Raw genomic sequence first — 19,803 nt, 5'->3', positions numbered from 1 at the left:
TTTGGTCGACTATGAATTCTGCGGGCGATGCTCGAGAGAGGACGATTTTGCTGACCTGTTCGATACGTCGCAACAGCTTGGCGTCAGGTCACCAATAGGCTGTCGCGCAAGAATGGGCCGCGAATTTCGCCTGAACCCCGGGCAATCAGGTGTGTATCGAGCATTCGCGCATGTGGCTCAGGGCTCCCGCCTTTCATGCGTTTCAAAAGGATACAGGCCGCAGTTCGACCCATCAGTGCAGGATTCTGCGCGATGACTGTGAGACCCGGTTCAATAAGATCCGCGCCGTCGAAACCGTCAAAGCCGACAACGGCCACATTCGGTCCCTTACCGAGGGAGCGGAGTGCGCGAATTGCGGGCGCGCAAAGGGCGTTCTGCGCTACGAAGAGCGCAGTCATGGTGGAATCGCGCGACAGGAGGTCTTCCGTGGCTCTTTGCGCGGCCGAAGCATCGGCGAAACCCTTACAGACGATGGAAGCGTCCATGTCGATATTTGCGGCGGCCAGCGCGTCTTCATAGCCTTCGAAGCGCAATTGTGATGAGGAGACCATAGGCCGATCGCCAATAAAGCCGATGCGGCGGTGACCAAAACGGATCAGATGATCGACCCCACTTCTCGCGCCTCTTCGGTTATCCGAAACGACGAAGTCGACATTGAGGAAAGCCGGTGGCCTGTCGATGAAAACTATATGCGTTCCTGCTTCGATTTCGGATTTGAGATAGGCTTGGTCATGGCTCGCCGGCATGATCACCAGGCCGTCGACGCGACGCCTCGAGAAGGCGTGAACAGCCGCCCATTCTCGCTCCGCTTCTTCGTCGGTCGAGGCGAGCAGGACAGCCACTCCGGCTTCGCGAAACACATCCTCTACCGCCCGGTGCACGGCAGCCGAGAATGGGTTGGATATATCAACCAGAATAACGCCGACAGCAAAGGAGTTGGCTCCCGCACGTAATTGGCTTGCGGCCAAATTGTGCCGGTAGTTGAGGCGGTGAACGGCCTCGTTGACCTTCTTCGCGATCGCGTCAGATATGTATTTTTCGCCATTGATAACTCGCGACACCGTCTTGATGCTAACGCCCGCTAACGCTGCCACGTCACGCATCGTGGCTCGCTGCAGAGGTTTCGCAACCCCGGTCTCTCCTGTTTTGCCGGTTAGCCTTGGAAATTTGCTCGATTTCACCGGTTCGATGTCCCGTTGAGCAGTCCGCGTAGCCAGGGCGATGGCCGCTTCACGGTTAGACACCGTCTGATCGTCGCCGGTTAGAATAACGATTAAGCTGGGGCTTTGTTCATTCTCAACGGTTTGACACCTTCTCTATGAACTCGCATCATGTGCGGATTGTCCTCGACGAAGCCATCAACAGTCTGCGGGGTTAGCAAAATGGAGCCCGTATCAATGCGAGCTCTTACTTTTTCGCCGCATGCGGCGTTCACTGCAGTGTCCACCGCAGTATAGCCCATCTTGTACAACCGTTGGGCTACAATGGCGGCCACCTTGCCCTGCTTCATCAGAGCAATGGCGTCACCAGCGCCGTCAAAGCCCACTAATACTATCCGCTCCCCGGATTTCCGCTCAGAAAGCACCGAAGCTGCCGCAACCGTGGCCCCATCCCAGGCGTTCGCGATTGCGACGATGTCCGAATTCGACGACAGTACGGCACGCAGGCCTTGCTGCGCTTGACCGGCGCTCCAATCAGTCTGCACCTCTACGATGTCGACGTGGGGGTAGCAAATCGTCATTGTGTCAACGAAGCCGTTGCGACGGTCGCGGCCAGTGGAATAGACTTGCGACCCGTTGATCAGGACAACCTTTCCCCTAGCGCCTATGAGGTCAGCGACTGCCTTGGCTTGAATGCTCGCCGCCTCGTAGTTGTTCGTGGCGACAAAGGAGGCCAACTCTCCGCCGTCGATGCTCGAGTCGAGATTGACCACCGGGATTTTTGCCGCGTTCGCTTCTTTGACGACCATCACAAGGGCAGAACTGTTGACCGGCGCGATTACCAAAGCCTGGACTCCAGCGGCTATTTGATCCTGTGTTACCGAGACCTGCCCGGCGACGTCGCCCCCCTGCGATGGGCCGTATGTGCGCAGTTCGACACCACGTTGCATCGCAGCGTCCTTTGCCCCCTGCCCGATCACAATCCAGCCTTGGTTAGCGACTGAAGGATTGATGTAGCTAATAATGATGCGCTTATGGGAGGAGGCGTGGCGGGTGAGTGAAGGCATGGAGAGGCCTGCCAGCAGCGAGTATCCGACGATGCCACGCGCCCCCTTCGCCCCCGACCCCTTTGTTAGCTCTTTCATCATCGCAGGCTCCTGCAACTGCTGATCTCTTTTAGCCGAACAGTGGTTGGACGGCGTTAAAGAGCGTAAGTAGCAATTCAAAGCCGCAGCGCGGAACGATCAAAAGAACGACGCTCCTCGGCACCGCGAGCAAGAGGCTCACTGCACATTTAGCAGCCTTGCCGCCGCTCTTTGGCGGCTATTTCGATCGTAGGGATCGACGCTTTTTTATGTCAACGTAAACATAACGCCAATTTCGCTAGCTGGCCACACGCATCCCGCGCAAAAGCAGAGGAATCGCAAGATGGTTGACAACGTAGGACACAAATTCACTGCTTTGATACGTCATCGTGCGACCTAGCATCGGCGTATCAACGGCAGGGTTTCATCTGTAACCCTAGTTGCTGGTTCTGGGGAACTGCTCGGCAATCGGTGAACACTGGATTGCCGCAGCAGCGGACAAACGGCTCCCAAGCTCGGCCTCGAGAAGCTTTCTGAGCTGAATAGGAACGTTTCGGTTCCTTGGTCCCGGCGCAGTCAGCAGGCATCCTGCGGTAGAACCGTCCACCTTGCCTTCTCATCTGCGAATTGATGCACCCAGTTCCAGCTTGGTCATCCATCCGCATCAAGTGCAATGAACGATCCAAGCACAATTTGGACAATCGTGCGCAAATGCCAAGCGGCGCCCGTATCTAGGCTTTACGGTGATGACCTCAGATTTTCTAATACTTCAGAACACGACCAGAGCCCGGGTTTGTCGGCCATCATGGAATTTCGATCAAATCTCACAGTCACGGTGCGCGTCAATGGCCAAAGCCGACAGGTGCAGCTGGATTCCCGCACGACCTTGCTTGATCTACTACGCGAGAAGCTGGAACTCACGGGCACGAAGAAGGGTTGCAACTTCGGTGAGTGCGGCGCCTGCACCGTGCATTTGAACGGGCAGCGCGTGAACGGCTGCATGGTTCTGGCCGCTTCCATCGAAGGTGCAGAAGTTACCACGATAGAGGGGCTTGCCGGAAACGGCGAGTTGCACCCGGTCCAGCAGGCTTTCATCGACCATGACGCGTTCCAGTGCGGCTTCTGCACGCCTGGCCAGGTGATGTCAGCCGTCGCGCTCATCAAGGAAGGGCACGCGCGTTCGCCCGCTGAGATCCGCGAGTGGATGAGCGGAAATCTCTGCCGCTGCGCGTCCTATCCACAAATTGCCGCCGCCGTGGCAGCGGCCGCGTCGCAGCAGGGGGATCGCTGATGCAGGCGTTCGCCTACGGCAAAGCGTCCGACATTGTCGAAGCACTGGCGGAGGCAAGCGCGCCTGACACCGTTTTTCTGGCAGGCGGTACCGAACTTCTGAATTGGCTTCGGCTCGGTATTGTGAAGCCCGCCCGCGTAATCGATATTGGGCGGCTCGAAGGCCTCACCGGCGTCTCTCGCCTGCCGGACGGCGGACTGCACATCGGTGCTTTGACACGGCTCAACGATGTCGCGCTAGACGACGATGTCGCGCGCGACTATCCGGTGCTTTCCGAGGCAATCTTGCAGTCGGCATCGGCGCAACTGCGCAACCTGGCGACAGTCGGTGGAAATCCTCTACAGAAGACCCGCTGCGGCTATTTCCGTTCAGAGGCAATACTACCTTGTAACAAGCGCTGGCCCGGCTCTGGTTGTTCCGCCCTGCACGGCTTCAATGACAAACACGCGATCTTCGGCTGGAGCCAGGCCTGTGTCGCCACCCAACCATCGGATCCGGCCAATGCGCTGGCGGCCCTCGATGCCGTCTATGTCACCGATCACAGAGATGGTAGTCGACGCATCAAAGCCGAAGATCTGCACAGGCTTCCGGGAGAGACGCCGCATATCGAGAACACGCTGAGAGACGGAGAGTTGATTGTCGGCATTGAACTGCCAGGGCCCGCGCCTCACTCGGCATATCTCAAGCTTCGCGAGCGCCAGTCTTATGAATATGCTGTCGTATCGGCAGCGGTCGCCCTCGACCTGCAGGGTGATAGCATTCGCCGCGCCAGCATCGCGCTCGGCGGGGTTGCCCATAAACCCTGGCGGCTCGTCGAAGCGGAACTTGCGCTAGCAGGAATTGTCCTCGGCGACGCTCCGGCAATCCGCAAGGCCCTTGATACGTCGTTCGCAACGGCCAGGCCGCTGACGCACAACGCTTACAAGGTTCCGCTCGCCAAGAACGCCGCCGAGCGAGCCATACGGCTCGCTGCAGCAAGGGGCTCGTGATGGGTATCGGAGAGCCACTCGCGCGGATCGACGGACCGCTGAAGGTAACCGGATCGGCGAGCTACACCGCCGATTTGCGCGCGCCGAACATGCTTCACGCGGTATTTGTCACAGCTCCGCTTCCCGCTGGAAAGGTAATCGCGATCGACAGTAGCGACGCACTCGCGGAGCCGGGTGTCTTTAGTGTGCTGACTCACCACGACATGCCACAGTCCAAGACTGCAATCGCAGGTCCGCCCTTCGCGCACAGCTTTCTTCCCTTGCAGGACGAGGAAATACGCCATGAGGGCCAGCCGATCGCCATCGTTCTGGGCGAGACGCTCGAAGCCGCCGCAGCTGGCGCCGAAAAGGTCAATGTCAGCATTGCGCCGGCGATCGCCAGGATTCCGGTGGCTCCGCTCTGGTCCAACGTCGACAGGATAGCGCTGCCTCCCAAGAATACTGGATATTTCTACCTCGAGCCCGAATTCGCCAAGGGCGAGGCGGATAGGACTCTCGCGCTCGCGACGCAGCACGTCGAAGCGGTCTATTCGCAGCCCCCGCGGCATCACAATCCCATGGAGCCATCGGCGGTCCTTGCGCAGTGGGAGGGGGATGCCCTCACGCTGTATGCTTCGACCCAGCATGTCTATGCCTTGCGAATGGGGTTGGCCGCACTCTTTGGCATTCCGTCCGAGCGCGTGCGCGTCATCTCCAAGCATACGGGCGGCGCTTTCGGAGTGAAAGGCCTGCTGTGGCCCCAGGAGGCTCTCGCTGCGCTTGCTGCCAAAATTGTCCAGCGTCCCGTTCGCGTCGTTCTCTCGCGGGCTGACATGTACTCGTTTCTTGGGTACCAGCCTCGCATCGTCCAGAAGGTAGGCGTCGGTTCCGATGACAAAGGCGTTCTGGCAGCCATTACCCACCACGTCGTCAATCTCACAACCGTGACCGACGATTTCATCGAATTTGCAACGGAAGCATCGAAGTCGCTCTATGCGACGCCCAGCATGCTGCTGAGCCAGCGAGCCGAGCGCGCGCATGTGGCGATGCCAACAGCTATGCGTGCTCCTGGCGAAGGTCCGGGCATGTGGGCCCTCGAATCGGCGATGGACGAGCTTGCGGTGAAACTCGGCATAGACCCGCTGGACTTGAGGCTCATCAACTACGCTGAGACCGAACCATCAACCGGGGCGCCCTGGTCTTCGAAGAAATTACGGGAAGCTTATGAGGAAGGCGCGCGCCTGTTCGGCTGGCGGGAGCGCGCAGGCTCGCCACGGCGCGATGGCGACTGGATCATCGGTCAGGGCATGGCGAGTTGTTTCATGGGCACATTCCGGTTTCCTTCGCGCGCCAGAATAGTCTTGCGCCGTGATGCCACGGCCGTGATCGAAACGGGAACCCAGGATATTGGCACCGGTATTCCGACGATCTTCCCTCAAATCGCTTCCGATGTGCTCGGACTTGCGGCAAGCAGGATCGAGTTGCGGTTGGGTGACACCGAGTTGCCGGAAGCCGGGCCGACCTACGGATCGTCATCGACGATGGGCGTGGGGGCGGCGGTGCTTGCGGCGGCGCAGGAGGTTCGCGACAGACTGGCCCGTCTCGCAAATCTGCCGCCTGACGAAGCGACGATGCTCGACGGCCGCATCGGCCGAATCGGCGCGACCGAAACGCAGTCTGTCGGCGAGGTCATGCAGCGAGCCGGAGAAACTGAGATTGCCGGCCTGGGAATCTTCGATCCAACGCAGCATGGCACGGGCTATGCCATGCGGACGTTTGGAGCGGTCTTTGTGGAAGTGGGTGTTGATCCCGCGCTCGGGCTGCTGCGGCTGCGTCGTGCCGTGGGCAGCTACAGCGTCGGGCGGATCGTCAATCCACGCACGGCCAGATCCCAATTGCTTGGCGGTATCGTTTGGGGCTGGGGGATGGCAGCGATGGAGCAGAGCGCGTTCGAGCCCACGCTCGGACGGTTCCTTTCGAAAAACCTCGCCGGTGTCGCAATCCCGGTGAACGCCGACATTCCCTCCGAGATCACGGTGCACTTCGTCGACGAGATCGATGAAAAGGCGGGGCCAATTGGTGGCAAGGGGATCGGAGAACTCGGTGCGACTGGTGTCGCCGCGGCGGTCGCGAATGCGGTTTTTCACGCAACCGGCAAGCGTATTCGCGACCTGCCGATCACGCCGGATAAGCTCATTGGCTAGATTGCGCGAAGGAGCCGCACGTTTCAAAGAGCGGCTTGTAGCCCATCAACCAGAACCTCGCGCGACGTGAAGTCCTTCCCGTTTGAAGGCAAACCGATTCCGGCCTATCCTCTCCGACCGAGGAAACTTTGCACCGAGACGGTCGATGGGAGCAAATCCAGATACGCTGGCTGCAAGTAGTGTTTACGGTCGAAACCTTGGCCATAAGTTCGGCGCCGAGGACGCCCCTTTCATCCTGACCCGATCCCTGAAGAGCACGGACATCGCGATCACCGAACTCTATGTGGACCGGCCCCTCGGACGGTTGTGCGACCCGATTCCACGCGTTGACGCCTACATGATATGTCTGATGCTTCGTGATCTCCCCAACAATTTGTACTGGGAGGATGGGCGACAGGTTTCAGCAAATTCGCTGAAGGCGGGTCAAATCACGCTCCACGATCTGAAGCGCGAACCACTCGCTGTAATGGACAAACCCATTCATTCGCTCCTTTTCTACTTGCCTTGCGCGGCTCTTGGCGCTTTGGCCGATGAGGTCAACGTCCCGCGAATAAGTGAACTGCGTTATGAGCCTGGCGAGGGCATATTCGACAAAACAGTCGAGCACATCGGCCTCACGCTTCTACCCGCGCTTCAGACTCCCGAATGCACCAATCGACTCTTTACAGACCATCTGACACTGGCGCTCGCAGCCCACACCGCGCAGAGCTACGGCGGAATGCAGGCGGTTTCGCGACCGCTGAAGGGCGGGCTTGCCCCATGGCAGGAAAAACGGTCGAAAGAAATGATTTCTGGCGATCTCACCGGCGCGACGCCGCTACGCGAGATTGCCGCGGCTTGCGGCCTATCGGTCAGCCACTTCTCGCGGGCATTTCGTCGATCAACCGGCCTGGCTCCGCATACTTGGTTGCTTGAGGCTCGTGTCGAAGCGGCCAAGGCCATGATGCGCAGGCGGGATGCGGCTCTGCCGACGATAGCGCGCGCTTGCGGCTTTGCGGACCAAAGCCACCTTTGTCGCGTTTTCACGCGCCGCGTCGGTTCGAGCCCTGGAGTTTGGCGCAAGGTAGTTCTTGGCTAGACGCGGCGTAGCCCCGCAAAACACCTCCGTGCTTCAATCGGATGCATTGGGCGTCTACAACTCAACTACTCAGCCAACCCGCCCTGGTGGTTTGCCACCGCATCGACCACGACGGCGAAAAGGCGATCCACCTCTTGATCGATCTCACGAGGCGAAATCCCCGCGTTCGCCAAATCTGATATGGCCTGTCGGCAAGATCGGTCATCAGACCACGGCCGGTCGCGGCGTTTACGGGGACGTTCTCCTTTATCCATTTATGCAGGTAGTTTAGCGCTGGAGTGCTCATCCAGCCCATAAGCTTGGCCCGGAGGTTAGATTCCGGCTGATTTCTGCACCGCTGCCTCGTCGAGTTCCGTCTCCAACTGGTCGCTCACCGACTTGCCGCCGGCGCCGCCAATTGCCTGACCATCAAAGCCCTGAAGCCAGGCTTCGGCGTACTCCTGCCAGAAGTCCCGAACTGCCGTTCCTTTGCCGTCCTTGCGTCCCTGCGCCGTACATCCAGGCGTAGCTGGTGCGCTCCTGATCCTTCTTTGCGACTGCCACGCTTCCCCCTGCTGTCGCTACCGGCCCAAGGGCTGCTTGGAGAGCGACAATAATTCCGCCTCATCTTTGATGCCGGCCATGTAATTGGCGATGATCCGTGAGGCTATGGCGTCGCGCTCACCTGCAGATTTGTTGTCCAGCAGCAAACGGTCGAAGACGCGACCAAGTAAGGCAAGTTCAGAAGCATCGAAGATACCGACCTCACTCGCCCTTCTTCGAATTGGCACCATCGTCCTCCCGGAAATCCTGGGGAAGAAGCATGCCGCAAATCCTTCTCGCCGCGCAAGTGCTTCAGGCTTGACGAAGTTTGGCATTGCCGCATATGCCGGGCGATGCTCTGGTTTTCACCTCCAGTCCCGGTCAAGTCGAAACAGATCGGCACGACCCACATGGTCAGCAATGTCGACGCGGCGGCTGAAGAGTTGCTGACATGGGACGGCCGTGGCCCGAAGTGGCGAGCCGCGGTCGAGGCGTGCCTTGCTGCCAAGGAAAGCACTGGCACAGCCGACGATGCGCGCAGGGCCTTCCTTGCCGCAGCTAAGGCCAACGGAATGCTTCGCGCCAGCAGCGTATAAAAAGCGCGCCAGGGCGGACCATAGATGCCGCCAATGGCCTACGGACTGGACTGTCCAGCCAAAGCGCCGCTTGACCGCTGCGGACGGTTGGCCGCTTCCATGATCTGCAAGGCTTCTTCTGTGGTAATGCCACACTTGCGGGCATAGTAGGCGGCTTCCGTTTGAATCTCGTCATCCAACGATAGTTCAGCAATCGCCTGTCTTGCTTTGTGCTTCGCCCTTTTGCCCATGCAGCGAATCGTATCACAAATCTGAACGACTATCACGCGGGACCGTGTTGCCGGTTTTCTCAGGCCAGCCGGCGACCAGGATCCAGATGCGCTTCGAAGATGGCAAGCTTGAGCCCATATGTCAGGCGCGTTTGCGTATTGCAGAAATCGCAACGAACACCTTGGAGCTCTTGATCCACGATCCTTTTCGGATCACCGCAACTTCACACCCAGGACAATGGAAAGTCAGATCGACACCGAGCAACTCGCGTGAAATCGCCATCATTTCGTCTCCGCCCACGCCGGCGAAGCAAGGCTGATGCCTAGCTTGTTCGATTCTGATACGCATATTGCGCCCTCGGCGATCGCCATACGTCACGCTGTAGCTGCGAGATGGTTTAGAAGCCTTCGGCCTGCGGCGGTGGCGCAGCGGCAGCAATGAGCGCCAGCAACTGGTTCAAGAGCCTCCTTGCCTTCCAGTTGCCGAAGGTCATAGCGTTCACATCCAGTCGAAGGCTGGTCAAATTGTTGCACTTGCCTGATCGGGCTAATCCGAAAGCGCGTTCGAGGGTCGCCTTATTGGGTTCCATTCGGCGGCATTTCTGCCCTTGCTGTGCCGTTTGGGTGGCGCAACACACGGGACATTGGGGGGCTGAACGGCGAGCTTACTTTTGGGAATGTATGGCTGAGGCTATAGCTCGCTCATGCAGACGACAGCGACATACGATTCGGCAGCGGGCACTTTCACCATCGTGAAGGACCGATGGCAGGGAACTTTTCCGATTTCGGATCTGCCGAGTTGGCTCGACTTCTACCGGCAGCAGCGGGAGCGCTATCCCGGGCAGTTCTACGACAGCGACGTACAGGTGCTGGAAGCGCTGGCGGCCGAACTCCGGCGGAGCACAGTTTGAGGCCCGTTGGTGGTCGTCGCGCGGGACAGCGGCGGAGACCTAGTGTTTCGGGGAAGCATCTCTTCTAAACGGTCGCAGCGCTGGGGGATTCGCCCCAACCATCATTTTTGGCCGGGACGATCAGCGTAGCCTAGGTATGGACAAATCTCGTTACGAATAATCGGTCTGACCAACGACGCAAGCGCATTGGCGCCAGGTGTCGCTGCGCCCTCCTGTTGGCCGGTGTACCGAAGCGGCTCGTCTTGCTCACAGTTGTCGCAGACAGGGGAACGGCCGGAGACCGCCGGCCGAATGAAACGCTGACACCCAGCCCGCGCCTATCAGCCGAATTTGCGGGCTCCCGACAATGCGATCGTGGCCGAGTGTCCGGACACCGCAATCTCGGTGCCGAATGCTCGCGAACGGATCGCGAAGCCGGCCAGGATATCGCGTGCCATGCTTTCAGGGGCGGCGACGGGAACCAGTCTATTCGTTGCCGAACCAGCCTGACCGTCGCCGCCGATCACGACCGGCAAAAGGTCGATGGCGTGCAAACCTCCGCCCGCATCATAGCGGCAGGCGGCGACTATACTTTGCCATACCTCCGGCGGATCCCACTCGGTCTCGTCGGGATGGACGTGAAAGAGGAAATTCCCAAGGCCGTAGAAGATCGGCGCGCCTTTGTAGATCTCCACTGCCTGCAGCACGGGGGCGCCGTGGCTGACGAAGAGGTCAGCACCGGCGTCGACACATGTCCGGGCAAAGGCCTGCACCCAGAGCGGAACCTCCTGCCAGCCGGGTTCCCAATGGTGATGGTGCAGATAGGCGACGATGAAATCGCCCCTCGCCGAGGCCTGCCGGATCGCGGACAGATGGGTGGCGGCACTTTGCGGATCGACCTCGATCCTGCGGCCGAAGCCGGCTGCCTGGGCGAAGATAGTGCCGTAGAAATTGATCTCCGTGCCGCTCGCCACCGCCGGCGGATCCTCCGGCTGGGCGTAATTGGTCAGCTCGAGCTCGGAACTTCGCAGGTCGGCGCCAAGCCGTGCCAGTCGCCGGAAATGCCCGTCCGGAACGCACACCTTTCTCAGGGTATTCAGTCGGTTGACACCGGGACGCGCCGGGCGGAGCGGCGTGCGGTCCGCGGCATACATATTGGCCGGGCCGGGGCCGGCGTCGACCGCAAGCAGCGTGACCTTGCGGCCACCCAGTCGGCGGCGACCAGGTATCGCCGCGTCAGTCTCATCATTCCCGATTCCGGCATACAGGAAGCTACGCGCTTCAACTTCCTCCAGCGTCGAGAGGACGCCGCAGGGACCAAGATCGAAGGCATGATTGTTGGCCAGCGCGAGAGCGTTGAATCCGATCGCCTTCAACGCATCGAGCATTTCGGCCTTCGAGTAGCCAAAATACTTGCCCTTGGTTGGCCATCCCCCGTGCTTCCCCAGGATGGTCGACTCGAAGTTGGTGAAGACGACGTCGCCCTGCCGAAGAAAGCCGATGACCTCGGCGAACCGCTCGTCGTGGACATGACGGATGTCGTGGGTAATCAACGACTGGCCGGTAACGACCACGCAAAATGGATCTTCCATGGAAAACTCGCCTTGACGATTTGAGAGTTGGGCGCTGGCGGCCCGGCCAGCACTATATCGATGCCGGGGCCGGTGGGCGGGCTATTTCGCCAAGGTGGGCGATATGTCCATCTTGAACCACTTCAGGCTCAGCGCCTTCATCGTTCCGTCCCTCGTCGCCGCTTCGATTGCCGTGTTGAACTTGCCGAGCAGTTCGGCATCTTCCTTGCGCATGCCGGCACCCACCCCCGGCCCCCACAGGCCGCCGTTCAGCTCCGGCCCGAAGAAGACCGCGATCGAGCCGTCCGGCGTCTCCAGGAAATCCCGCCAGGTGAAATAGTCGGCCAGCCCGCCATCGACCCGGCCCGCGGCAAGGTCGAGCTTCAAATTGTCCAGACTGTCATAGCTTCGCAGCGTCACGATATCGCCGAAGAGATCCTTCAAGACAGCCTCGGAGTTGGATGAGCGCAGGACCCCGATTGCCTTGCCCCGGAGCGTCGACCTGAGGCGTTCGATGATCGCCTTCTCCCTGGTCCCGACCATCGAGAGGTTGAGTTTCTCCTTGATGTCGCCGGCGTCGAGCCCAATCTCCTTGCGCACGACGAACTGATTGAAGCCGGCGGCATAAGGAACCGAGAAGGCGATGGACTGCTTGCGCTTTTCCGTGATCGCCATGCCTGACATGATGACATCGTACTTGCCGACGAGCAGTGCGGGAATGATGCCATCCCAGTCCTGCGCGACGAAGGCGCATTTGATCTTGACGCGGCGGCACAGTTCGAGACCGACATCGATATCGTAGCCGTAAAGCTTGCCGTTCGCGTCGGTGCCGTCCCAGGGCGGTGACGCGCCTTCGGTGGCGATCGATATCGTACGCTCGATTTCGGCCCTGACGGGGCAAGCCGTCATCAGGGATGCTATGGAAACAGCAATAGCCAGGGGTATGCGCATAAGGCACCTCTTTGGTTGGTTTTGGATCTTCGGTGGAATGTGAGCCGCAAAGCCGCGGGGTTACGTCATGGGGGTCGTGATCTTGTGATCAGGCAAGGACGGGCTGATGCGCGCCTTGCGTCGCTGTTTTGGATTGCCTTCGCTCGAAAGCCGTCGTTCCAGGAACTGGGTCGCCTTCACGGCCAACGACGTGAGTGAAAGGTAGATCGCTCCGGCGACGATGAAGATTTCGTAGGGCGCGAATGTCGCCGACACCATCTGTCGGGCCATGCCGGTTATCTCGAGCAGCGTCACCGTGCTTGCGAGGGACGAGCCCTTGATCATGCCCACGACCTCGTTGCCATAGGCGGGAAGCGAGATCCTGAACGCGATCGGGAAGGTGACGAGACGGGCGATTTGCAGACGCTTCAAGCCCAGCGCCGAGGCCGCCTCCACGACTCCTCGCGGCACGGACTGGAGACCGCGACAGAGGATTTCCGTGGTGTGAGCGGCGCTGTTCAGCGAAAAGGTCAATAGGGCGCACCAGAACGGGTCGCGCAGGATGACCCAGAAGAGACTGGCGCGCACCGCCGGGATCTGGCTCAGTCCGTAATAGAGGAGGAAGAGCTGAACGAGCATGGGCGTGCCGCGAAAGACATAGGTGTAGGCGAGCACCGTGAGGGATTGACCGGGGCGGCCGAAGGCACGGACGAACGCCAGCGGGACGGAGACAAGAAATCCCGCCGCGAGCGATAAAGCCGTCAGAGTCACGGTGAGCAGCAGGCCTGAAGACAGCACCACCACCGCATCGAGCATCAAGCCGAGGTTCATGGGACGCTTCCCTATCGACCGAACGCGGGGAAGCGCCGCTCCGCCAAACGGATCGACAGCAGCGTGACCGTCGTCAGGGAGAGATAGAGAGCCGACGCCGAGAGGTAGAAGGTCAGCGGTGCGCGCAGCGACCCGGCGCCGACATAGGCAACACGCATGATGTCGGTGAGGCCGACGACCGAAACCAGCGCGGTGTCCTTGAACAGCGAAATCCACAGGTTGCCGTAGGCGGGCAGCGCCAGCCTCAGCATCTGCGGGCCAACGACGAACACCCAACGCTGCCATGCATTCAACCCAAGGGATTTCGCCGCCTCGGTCTGGCCCGCCGGCACTGCCGCGATCGCGCCCCGGAAGACCTCCGTCGCATAACCGCTGAAGACGACCGAGAGCGCGATGACCCCGGCCGTGAACGCATTCACCTCCACGTATCGGCCGGCGACCTTGCTGGCCAAGGTGGTTCCGCCGAAGTAGATGAGCAGGATAATCAGAAGTTCTGGAACGCCACGGACCATCGTCGTGTAGGCCGTCACAGCACGCTTGAGGCGGGGCATGGCCGCGCCCTTCGAAATCGCCAGAAACAGTCCGATCGTTGTACCCAGGCATCCACTGACAAGAGCAAGGCCCACGGTTGTCGCGAATGCGGCAATAAACTGAGCAGCGAAACCATTCATGGAGCGCTTCCCTGACTCGCGTTTACGCAAGCCGTGCCATTCCAATTGCGACGCCGGCCAAGTCTGATTACCCAGGGTTGCCAATTGTTCAAGAAGTAATTCCTAGTTAATTTGCGAACCTTTCTCTATCTTAAAATCCTGAACAATCTCGATCAATCTATAAATTTGAAAATCTACTCTATAAGGTGCCGTTATATACTTGAGATTGTTGTGCGGTGTGGGTTCCGAATTTTCCGCGGCTGACGCGGCAAGATCTCAAGAGGGCTGACGGCGGGCGGAGCGTCCGGGTCAACGCTTGCGTCGCACAATCGAGAGCAAAGTCGCCGCGTCACAGGCTGGGGCCGCCCTGCCCTGTCGCTTCCGAGAACGGGGAGGCAGGACGCAAGTGCCATGACCAGGAGTGGCTCACCTGCCGAACAGGCGGCGGCCCAGGCGCGATGTCAGACCGCGACGCCCGAGCGAGAGGCTGCCCTGTGCTGTCAGCACCCCGAACCTTGCGGCAGCCGCTATTCCGACGGAGAGCTTGCTCGAAACAGTGTGACCGGATCGCTCTCCAAAACCTTCGCGATCCGCTCGGCGACATCCAGACTGGGGTTTCTCTGACCGCGTTCGATGCCGCCCACATAGCTGTAGGCGAGGCCAGCTTCGGTCGCCAGCGTTTCCAGGGTCATTCCGCGTTTCAGGCGGACCCTGCGAACGTTCGCTCCAAAAATCTTAGCCAGCCGCATGCGCGCATAGCGATAAGCAAACGTTCAGCTTTACCAGTCACTATAATGACTATACGATGGTGGATTCAGGCGCCGCGCATCGGACGCGATCCAGGCATCGTGCATCGAAGCGGCTCTCGCCTCATCTGCCGGCCAGGCATCTACCGCTTGGCTCAGGAAGGCTTCGGGAAGGAGCGCAAGAATGGAGTTGCTGCAGAGCGGCTTGAAGCTGCGACAACTACAGGTCTTTCGCGAGGTGTTAAGGACCGGCTCGACGCGGCGGGCAGCCGCCGCAGTCGGAATAAGTCAGCCAGCCGTCAGTCAGCAGGTAAAACAGCTTGAAGCGGCGCTGGGCATTGCGCTCTTCAAAAGATCGGCAAACCGCATCCTCCCGTTGCAGGAAGCCTGGGAATTCCTGCGGAACGTGGAACTGGCCCTGACATCGCTCGATCGGCTGGAAGCGTCCATCACGGCGATGAAAAACGACGAGCAGCAACGGATCGCAATCGCCGCGCCTGCCGTGTTCGGTTTTGTGACCTTGCCGAAGGTGGTGGCGACGATCCGCTCCAAGACCGCGTCGAGTGTCCGCTCAATATCTGGAAGCCACGAGCAAGTCGGTGTGCACATCTTGTCCGGAGTGGCGGATCTGGGAATATCAAGGCTGCCCCTGGATTCCCGCCTGTTCGAATGGGCCCCGCTCGGGTCCGCGCGCAACGTGTGCATCTTTCATCCTGAACATCGCTTCTCCAAACACTCTTGCATCGAAGCGCAGGACTTGGCCGGCGAAACTATCATCGATATCGACCCTCAGTTCGCTTCACATCAGATGAATTTCAATGCCTTGCGTTTCACCGGCATTGAGCCTGACATCCTGGTCGAATACGATTCGAACGGCCATGAGGCTGGGTTCGTTTCGGCAGGCCTCGGCATCTCAATAACCAATGAAATCATCGCACGCGAATACAAGGCGTTCGCGTTGGGAGTGAAACCGGTAGAACCATCCGCGCTCTATCATTACGTTGCGATCTGGCAGAAGGGCAGGACGTTTTCCAACGCATTGAATGTGTCCCTCGATGCGATATTGTCTGCCTTCGCTCCAGCTCCGCCTGCATAGTGCTTTTCCAAGGAGCCGCCCGCGCCAACGCTAGTTTTAGATCCCTGGTAGGTCACCCCCAGGAGGTTGTAGCGGACCCGCTCGCGACTCCGGTGCGTGGCCAGCTTAGCTGCACGCGAATCTACGAACAGCCCTTCAACGCAACGAAATCTTTCTACGCTAGATTCGCAGCTTCACGGCTTGTTCCCTCACCAACGCTGGAACTGCATGTTGCAATCCCATGTGGGCCTCCGGCCGAGGTCCCGACGGCGCGGGTCGCGTCACAATCCCAGAACCGGGTACATTGTCTGCAGGCGCAACTTCCAGAACCTCGGTGGCTGACGTTCATACAGTGGCCAAAATCGTCAACAGCACCGCCGCCACGATGACCACGATTAGGAGGGGGAGGAGGGGCCACCAGCCTCGATCCGCAGATGGCATCCCGGCAAGGCGACGCATTGCCGTCCCGTACGAGGCTTGATTACCCTTCGCCTCTCCCTTTTTCAGCGGAGATGGCGGTTCACCGAGCCCCCCCGGTTGAGAGGAGCCGCCGGCCTCTGCGTCCGTTTCCATCGGAGCGGCGGCGGGATCCATGCCGGCCGTCTTGTCTCGGAAAGAGCCGCTATCGACGGCGGCCGCGGTGTTCCACCTCGGGTCCGGTCTCTCTCTATTGGTGCGCCTTTTCATCGGCCGTCCTTGTACCGAGCTCCCGGTTGCCGCGAATCGTCGAAGCCATAATAATAGTAGGCACCTCGATCTCCGGCCTCGGAGCAACACCAAAGCCTCGTCCGGATTCAGGTCCGGGGCGGTATGGCGCCGAACCAGAACCACCGCATTTGGTTCCCGAGAAAGTCGGGACACGTTGCCCACCAAGCCGGCGCCGACTAAGCCTTAGGCTCCTGCTTAGCTTTCGCAAAGCCGCGATCGGTTGCGATGAAGCGCTCAAGCATAGGCACAATCAGGCGGACATGATCGGTGGACGGCTGTCCAGATTCTCGGCCAAGGATTTCGGCATATTTGGACAGCTCGCGATGTAGCCGCGCGGGCAGTTCGACGGTTACCTTGATGGGTTTGTCGTCCGCGATCGGGCCAAGTTTCAGCTTTGCCATTTCAGCCTCCGTAGGGATCGAGTTTGAGATCGCGTGTCACGATCACACGCACGGGGAAGCTCGGCCGGATCGTCAGTGTCGGTGCTATGTCGAGCTGGCGCTGGACGATCTGCTGGCCGACGCGGCTGACGCTGTCGGAAGCGCCGCTGCGCAGCGCTCGGACCATGTCACTCTCCTGACCGGAAGAGCCAGCTTCGGCGCCTACGCTGAGGATGGTTGAGAGCGCCGCCGCCTTGAACAACTCACCCCAGTGGTAATTGACCCCGTCCTCGAGGCCGGCATAGCCCTGCGCATCCGCCCCGGGTTGCCGCTCCAAGACGATGGAGCGGCCATCGGGGAAGATCAGCCTGTTCCAGGCAAGCAGCACACGCCGCTGCCCGAAGCCAACCCCGTTATCATACTCGCCGATGACGCGGGTGCCTTGCGGGATCAGAAGCGCCCTGCCCGTCGGACTGTCGTAGATATTCTCCGTCACCTGTGCAGTGATCTGCCCGGGCAGATCGGAACGGATGCCGGTTATCAGCGCGGCGGGGATAACGGCTCCGGCCTGAAGCACGAAGCGCGATGCCGGAGCCACGACACGGTCGGGCGCCACGGTGCGCCGGTCGGCGGCGGCATTGAGGAAGGCAAGCTGGCGATCCTGTCGTGTCTGTCCAGCAGGGTCTAGGCCGGCAAGGCTCGGGCTGGCAGCATTGCCGGGCGGTTCGGTGGTTGTCTCCGTTACCGCTCCCGTTTCGAAGAAGACGCGCGACGTCCGGGCCGCCTCCTGTTCGGCCTGCCGGCGTTGTTCAGCTTCGTCGACCGTGGGTGTGGCGATCGTCGGCGGTACAAGGGGCTGCCCCTTCTTCTGGGCTTCCAGAATTGGCCGACCGAGATCTCCAGGCAGCGGGGGCCCGAGTATGGGCCCGGTATAATCGCGTGGGAGGTTGGCCAGCCCGTCGGCGCGCTGCAGATTGGAGGTCGAATAAAGCTCCTCGCCGGGCGTTGCCCTGTCGCGGACCTGCAGCGCATAGATCAGCGCACCGCCGACGCCAAGGGACGCAACGAAGCCGATCCCAGCGAGAACCTTGCGCGACAGGCGGGTCACACGCGGCGGCTCGGCGCGTAGCCGCATAGGCGCGGCGGCGGTTTCGGATTCTTTCATGATCGTTGCCCTCCCCCTTGCTTCGGTGCTTCCATGGCTGCGGACGACCCGTCGAACCCTGACGTCAGCGGCAGTCGAGCCGTTCTCGACCGATCGGTGCGGACGATCTTGACAGTCTGTTGGCGTTTGCCGCTGCCAAGCCGCAATTCCGCCGCGCCGAAGAGGCGGTCGACGATCAGGATGTTCTGGTAGACACGGCTGTTGGCGATCTGGGAATCGCCGTCCGGCCCGATGACGAAGATGGGCGGCATTTCGCCCTGCACGATGCCGCGCGGAAACTCGACGTAGACGCGTCGCCCATCGTCATAGACGGCCACGGGCTTCCAGGGCGGCGCGTCGCCTGTGAGACCGTAGCGATAGTTGCGCGCGGGGATTTGCGGGATGGCCGGCGTGGCGGGCAAGGTCTGCCCCTGTCCCGCCGGCCGGGCCGGGTACGCCCAGGCCACAGCCGGCATGTAAGGCTTCTCGCCTGACCGCAGCTCGATCATATAAACGCGCCGGTCGGTGGTGATGACGAGATTCGTGGTTATGTCCGCGCGTGCGGGTTTGACCATCACGTGGACGCGCCGGGTGACACCCGATCCGCTTTCGGTGTCGCCAATGATCCAGCGCGCGGTATCGCCGGCCGCGATCGGACCCGTGCCAGTCAGGCTCTCTCCGGGCTCCAGCGCAATGTCCGTTATCTGCCCAGGGGCAGCGTAGACCTGGTAAAGCGCCCCCTCACTCCAGGGATAGATCTGGATGGCGTTATAGTACCCTTCACGGCGCGGCTGGATACGCGCGGCAGCGTTGGCGTTCTCGACGCGCACGGACGGCGTGTCGCCGGCGGCACCTCCTCGCGCCGGCCTCCAGGCTGGTGGAACGTGCAGTGGTTTCGGCTGCTCATCCGTCGCAATAGGCGCGACGTCCGGCAATGGCGGCACGAAGGCGTCGTAGGCAATGCGGGGTGGCTTCTGAGGTGTGGCGCAACCCCCAAACGCGGTGGCCGACAGCAAGACCGCTGCGAAGGCGGACGCCCGATAAGCCGGAGCCGCAAGGTCACGGAATGCCGGCATCATTGGTTCATCTCCCGCGACCAGTTGATGGCGTTGACATAGATGCCAAGCGGATTGGCTTTAAGCCGATCGACGTCGGTCGCCGGCTGGACAACGATTGTCAGGATGGCGGTCCAGCGCTCGGTGACGGAAAGCCTGCCGTTTTCATACTGACGTTCGATCCAGGCGACGCGAAAGGAATCCGCGGAGGCGCGGATGACAGAGGAGACTTCGACCGCAATCTGCTGCTTGCCGATCTTGGCGAAGGGATCGTTGGCTCGGGCATAATCATTGAGCGCCGCCGCTCCCTGGTCGGTCGTCCATTCATAGGCGCGCAGCCAATTTTGTCGCACGATGATCGGATCGGCCGGGATCGAGCGGACCTGCTCGACGAAGCGGGCCAGGTGCCACGCTATCTGCGGATCGGTCGGCTTGTAGTCTCTGGTCGCAGGCGCAACGGCTTGCGCCTGTCCTACGTTATCGACCTGCACCACCCATGGCACGACCGTGCCCCGGGACGACTGCCAGACCATGGAGCCAGCCAGGCCGGCCGAGAGGATCAGCGATCCGAAGGCCATGGTGCGCCAGTTCCTGGCCTGGACGCGTGCAGAGCCGATCCGCTCGTCCCAGACCTGCGCGGCCTTCTGATAAGGAGTCTCGGGTTGCGGTGTCTTGCCGTAGTGAACGGCGGGTCTTCGAAAGATGTTCAT

Annotated in this window: 22 protein-coding genes; 7 read left to right on the top strand and 15 right to left on the bottom strand. The window is 60.6% G+C overall.

Annotation, left to right across the window (positions count from 1 at the left end):
* Positions 1 to 83: 83 nt before the first annotated feature.
* Both FJ974_RS15020 and FJ974_RS15015 read right to left on the bottom strand, forming a co-directional pair.
* Positions 84 to 1,103 carry a LacI family DNA-binding transcriptional regulator gene (locus FJ974_RS15020; protein WP_226891267.1) on the bottom strand — a complete coding sequence of 340 codons (1,020 nt, stop codon included), beginning with the start codon at positions 1,101 to 1,103 and terminating at the stop codon, positions 84 to 86.
* Between the two features lie 170 nt (positions 1,104 to 1,273).
* Positions 1,274 to 2,308, bottom strand: coding sequence for a sugar ABC transporter substrate-binding protein (locus tag FJ974_RS15015; RefSeq protein ID WP_140534282.1), 1,035 nt, complete (start codon positions 2,306 to 2,308; stop codon positions 1,274 to 1,276).
* A gap of 742 nt (positions 2,309 to 3,050) precedes the next feature.
* Here FJ974_RS15015 and FJ974_RS15010 point away from each other — a divergent pair.
* The 4 genes from FJ974_RS15010 to FJ974_RS14995 all read left to right on the top strand — a co-directional run bounded on the left by FJ974_RS15010 (position 3,051) and on the right by FJ974_RS14995 (position 7,786).
* The gene (locus FJ974_RS15010) at positions 3,051 to 3,536 is read left to right on the top strand and encodes a (2Fe-2S)-binding protein (protein ID WP_140534436.1); all 486 of its coding nucleotides are present in this window, start codon (positions 3,051 to 3,053) and stop codon (positions 3,534 to 3,536) included.
* Positions 3,536 to 4,525: an FAD binding domain-containing protein gene (locus FJ974_RS15005; RefSeq protein WP_140534284.1), complete on the top strand. Its 990-nt coding sequence runs from the start codon at positions 3,536 to 3,538 to the stop codon at positions 4,523 to 4,525. The genes FJ974_RS15010 and FJ974_RS15005 overlap by 1 nt, the downstream gene beginning before the upstream one ends.
* A complete protein-coding gene (locus FJ974_RS15000) occupies positions 4,525 to 6,708 on the top strand; it encodes a xanthine dehydrogenase family protein molybdopterin-binding subunit (protein WP_140534285.1) in 2,184 nt (727 codons plus the stop codon). The genes FJ974_RS15005 and FJ974_RS15000 overlap by 1 nt, the downstream gene beginning before the upstream one ends.
* A gap of 145 nt (positions 6,709 to 6,853) precedes the next feature.
* Positions 6,854 to 7,786 (top strand): helix-turn-helix transcriptional regulator, encoded by a 933-nt coding sequence (locus FJ974_RS14995; protein WP_226891266.1) that lies wholly within the window; start codon positions 6,854 to 6,856, stop codon positions 7,784 to 7,786.
* A gap of 560 nt (positions 7,787 to 8,346) precedes the next feature.
* Here FJ974_RS14995 and FJ974_RS14990 read toward each other — a convergent pair.
* Positions 8,347 to 8,643 (bottom strand): hypothetical protein, encoded by a 297-nt coding sequence (locus FJ974_RS14990; RefSeq protein ID WP_413468308.1) that lies wholly within the window; start codon positions 8,641 to 8,643, stop codon positions 8,347 to 8,349.
* Positions 8,644 to 8,718: 75 nt separating this feature from the next.
* Between FJ974_RS14990 and FJ974_RS14985 the strand changes: the two genes are divergently transcribed.
* Entirely contained in the window at positions 8,719 to 8,904 is a 186-nt protein-coding gene (locus FJ974_RS14985) for a DUF982 domain-containing protein (RefSeq protein WP_264296734.1), read from the top strand.
* Positions 8,905 to 8,942: 38 nt separating this feature from the next.
* Here FJ974_RS14985 and FJ974_RS14980 read toward each other — a convergent pair whose 3' ends face one another.
* The 3 genes from FJ974_RS14980 to FJ974_RS14970 all read right to left on the bottom strand — a co-directional run bounded on the left by FJ974_RS14980 (position 8,943) and on the right by FJ974_RS14970 (position 9,703).
* Positions 8,943 to 9,134, bottom strand: a complete 192-nt coding sequence (locus tag FJ974_RS14980; RefSeq protein WP_140534289.1) for a hypothetical protein — start codon at positions 9,132 to 9,134, stop codon at positions 8,943 to 8,945.
* 121 nt (positions 9,135 to 9,255) lie between these two features.
* On the bottom strand, positions 9,256 to 9,462 hold the full coding sequence (locus FJ974_RS14975) for a hypothetical protein (RefSeq protein ID WP_140534290.1): 207 nt from the start codon (positions 9,460 to 9,462) through the stop codon (positions 9,256 to 9,258).
* Between the two features lie 49 nt (positions 9,463 to 9,511).
* Positions 9,512 to 9,703 carry a hypothetical protein gene (locus FJ974_RS14970; RefSeq protein ID WP_140534292.1) on the bottom strand — a complete coding sequence of 64 codons (192 nt, stop codon included), beginning with the start codon at positions 9,701 to 9,703 and terminating at the stop codon, positions 9,512 to 9,514.
* A 114-nt stretch (positions 9,704 to 9,817) separates the two neighbouring features.
* Here FJ974_RS14970 and FJ974_RS14965 point away from each other — a divergent pair, with 114 nt between their 5' ends.
* Positions 9,818 to 10,024, top strand: coding sequence for a hypothetical protein (locus tag FJ974_RS14965; RefSeq protein ID WP_140534293.1), 207 nt, complete (start codon positions 9,818 to 9,820; stop codon positions 10,022 to 10,024).
* Positions 10,025 to 10,344: 320 nt separating this feature from the next.
* On the opposite strand, the gene FJ974_RS14960 is transcribed toward FJ974_RS14965, so the two are convergent.
* The 5 genes from FJ974_RS14960 to FJ974_RS14940 form a co-directional block, all read right to left on the bottom strand.
* Positions 10,345 to 11,595 (bottom strand): CapA family protein, encoded by a 1,251-nt coding sequence (locus tag FJ974_RS14960; RefSeq protein ID WP_140534295.1) that lies wholly within the window; start codon positions 11,593 to 11,595, stop codon positions 10,345 to 10,347.
* An 81-nt stretch (positions 11,596 to 11,676) separates the two neighbouring features.
* Positions 11,677 to 12,525: a transporter substrate-binding domain-containing protein gene (locus tag FJ974_RS14955; RefSeq protein ID WP_140534296.1), complete on the bottom strand. Its 849-nt coding sequence runs from the start codon at positions 12,523 to 12,525 to the stop codon at positions 11,677 to 11,679.
* A gap of 60 nt (positions 12,526 to 12,585) precedes the next feature.
* A complete protein-coding gene (locus FJ974_RS14950; RefSeq protein WP_140534298.1) occupies positions 12,586 to 13,335 on the bottom strand; it encodes an ABC transporter permease in 750 nt (249 codons plus the stop codon).
* Between the two features lie 11 nt (positions 13,336 to 13,346).
* On the bottom strand, positions 13,347 to 14,006 hold the full coding sequence (locus FJ974_RS14945) for an ABC transporter permease (protein ID WP_140534300.1): 660 nt from the start codon (positions 14,004 to 14,006) through the stop codon (positions 13,347 to 13,349).
* A gap of 506 nt (positions 14,007 to 14,512) precedes the next feature.
* Positions 14,513 to 14,677, bottom strand: a complete 165-nt coding sequence (locus tag FJ974_RS14940; RefSeq protein ID WP_264296733.1) for a helix-turn-helix domain-containing protein — start codon at positions 14,675 to 14,677, stop codon at positions 14,513 to 14,515.
* Between the two features lie 238 nt (positions 14,678 to 14,915).
* Between FJ974_RS14940 and FJ974_RS14935 the strand changes: the two genes are divergently transcribed.
* The gene (locus FJ974_RS14935) at positions 14,916 to 15,827 is read left to right on the top strand and encodes a LysR family transcriptional regulator (protein ID WP_140534303.1); all 912 of its coding nucleotides are present in this window, start codon (positions 14,916 to 14,918) and stop codon (positions 15,825 to 15,827) included.
* 863 nt (positions 15,828 to 16,690) lie between these two features.
* Here FJ974_RS14935 and FJ974_RS14930 read toward each other — a convergent pair.
* From FJ974_RS14930 to trbF, 4 genes are read right to left on the bottom strand one after another with little or no spacing between them, the layout of a single operon-like run.
* Positions 16,691 to 16,915, bottom strand: a complete 225-nt coding sequence (locus tag FJ974_RS14930) for a DUF2274 domain-containing protein (protein WP_140534307.1) — start codon at positions 16,913 to 16,915, stop codon at positions 16,691 to 16,693.
* A 1-nt stretch (position 16,916) separates the two neighbouring features.
* A complete protein-coding gene (locus FJ974_RS14925) occupies positions 16,917 to 18,059 on the bottom strand; it encodes a TrbI/VirB10 family protein (RefSeq protein ID WP_140534308.1) in 1,143 nt (380 codons plus the stop codon).
* Positions 18,056 to 19,117 (bottom strand): P-type conjugative transfer protein TrbG, encoded by a 1,062-nt coding sequence (trbG, locus tag FJ974_RS14920; protein WP_140534310.1) that lies wholly within the window; start codon positions 19,115 to 19,117, stop codon positions 18,056 to 18,058. Before trbG ends, FJ974_RS14925 begins: the two co-directional genes overlap by 4 nt.
* The gene (trbF, locus tag FJ974_RS14915) at positions 19,114 to 19,803 is read right to left on the bottom strand and encodes a conjugal transfer protein TrbF (protein ID WP_140534312.1); all 690 of its coding nucleotides are present in this window, start codon (positions 19,801 to 19,803) and stop codon (positions 19,114 to 19,116) included. Before trbF ends, trbG begins: the two co-directional genes overlap by 4 nt.

It is taken from the genome of Mesorhizobium sp. B1-1-8 (genome assembly GCF_006442795.2).
Classification (GTDB): domain Bacteria; phylum Pseudomonadota; class Alphaproteobacteria; order Rhizobiales; family Rhizobiaceae; genus Mesorhizobium.
The sequence above is the reverse complement of the archived record's forward strand: the minus strand, read 5'-3'. Positions and strand labels throughout refer to the sequence as shown.

Excerpts from the sequence above, each read along its gene's own strand:
- FJ974_RS14970 (WP_140534292.1), bottom strand. The coding sequence starts at position 9,703 with ATGGAACCCAATAAGGCGACCCTCGAACGCGCTTTCGGATTAGCCCGA.
- FJ974_RS14925 (WP_140534308.1), bottom strand. The coding sequence starts at position 18,059 with ATGAAAGAATCCGAAACCGCCGCCGCGCCTATGCGGCTACGCGCCGAG.
- trbF (WP_140534312.1), bottom strand. The coding sequence starts at position 19,803 with ATGAACATCTTTCGAAGACCCGCCGTTCACTACGGCAAGACACCGCAA.
- FJ974_RS14990 (WP_413468308.1), bottom strand. The coding sequence starts at position 8,643 with ATGCCAAACTTCGTCAAGCCTGAAGCACTTGCGCGGCGAGAAGGATTT.
- FJ974_RS14930 (WP_140534307.1), bottom strand. The coding sequence starts at position 16,915 with ATGGCAAAGCTGAAACTTGGCCCGATCGCGGACGACAAACCCATCAAG.
- FJ974_RS14950 (WP_140534298.1), bottom strand. The coding sequence starts at position 13,335 with ATGAACCTCGGCTTGATGCTCGATGCGGTGGTGGTGCTGTCTTCAGGC.
- FJ974_RS14935 (WP_140534303.1), top strand. The coding sequence starts at position 14,916 with ATGGAGTTGCTGCAGAGCGGCTTGAAGCTGCGACAACTACAGGTCTTT.
- FJ974_RS14955 (WP_140534296.1), bottom strand. The coding sequence starts at position 12,525 with ATGCGCATACCCCTGGCTATTGCTGTTTCCATAGCATCCCTGATGACG.
- FJ974_RS15000 (WP_140534285.1), top strand. The coding sequence starts at position 4,525 with ATGGGTATCGGAGAGCCACTCGCGCGGATCGACGGACCGCTGAAGGTA.
- FJ974_RS14995 (WP_226891266.1), top strand. The coding sequence starts at position 6,854 with ATGGGAGCAAATCCAGATACGCTGGCTGCAAGTAGTGTTTACGGTCGA.
- FJ974_RS15020 (WP_226891267.1), bottom strand. The coding sequence starts at position 1,103 with ATGCGTGACGTGGCAGCGTTAGCGGGCGTTAGCATCAAGACGGTGTCG.
- FJ974_RS15015 (WP_140534282.1), bottom strand. The coding sequence starts at position 2,308 with ATGATGAAAGAGCTAACAAAGGGGTCGGGGGCGAAGGGGGCGCGTGGC.
- trbG (WP_140534310.1), bottom strand. The coding sequence starts at position 19,117 with ATGATGCCGGCATTCCGTGACCTTGCGGCTCCGGCTTATCGGGCGTCC.
- FJ974_RS14985 (WP_264296734.1), top strand. The coding sequence starts at position 8,719 with ATGGTCAGCAATGTCGACGCGGCGGCTGAAGAGTTGCTGACATGGGAC.
- FJ974_RS14945 (WP_140534300.1), bottom strand. The coding sequence starts at position 14,006 with ATGAATGGTTTCGCTGCTCAGTTTATTGCCGCATTCGCGACAACCGTG.
- FJ974_RS14980 (WP_140534289.1), bottom strand. The coding sequence starts at position 9,134 with ATGGGCAAAAGGGCGAAGCACAAAGCAAGACAGGCGATTGCTGAACTA.
- FJ974_RS15005 (WP_140534284.1), top strand. The coding sequence starts at position 3,536 with ATGCAGGCGTTCGCCTACGGCAAAGCGTCCGACATTGTCGAAGCACTG.
- FJ974_RS14975 (WP_140534290.1), bottom strand. The coding sequence starts at position 9,462 with ATGCGTATCAGAATCGAACAAGCTAGGCATCAGCCTTGCTTCGCCGGC.
- FJ974_RS14960 (WP_140534295.1), bottom strand. The coding sequence starts at position 11,595 with ATGGAAGATCCATTTTGCGTGGTCGTTACCGGCCAGTCGTTGATTACC.
- FJ974_RS14965 (WP_140534293.1), top strand. The coding sequence starts at position 9,818 with ATGCAGACGACAGCGACATACGATTCGGCAGCGGGCACTTTCACCATC.
- FJ974_RS14940 (WP_264296733.1), bottom strand. The coding sequence starts at position 14,677 with ATGACCCTGGAAACGCTGGCGACCGAAGCTGGCCTCGCCTACAGCTAT.
- FJ974_RS15010 (WP_140534436.1), top strand. The coding sequence starts at position 3,051 with ATGGAATTTCGATCAAATCTCACAGTCACGGTGCGCGTCAATGGCCAA.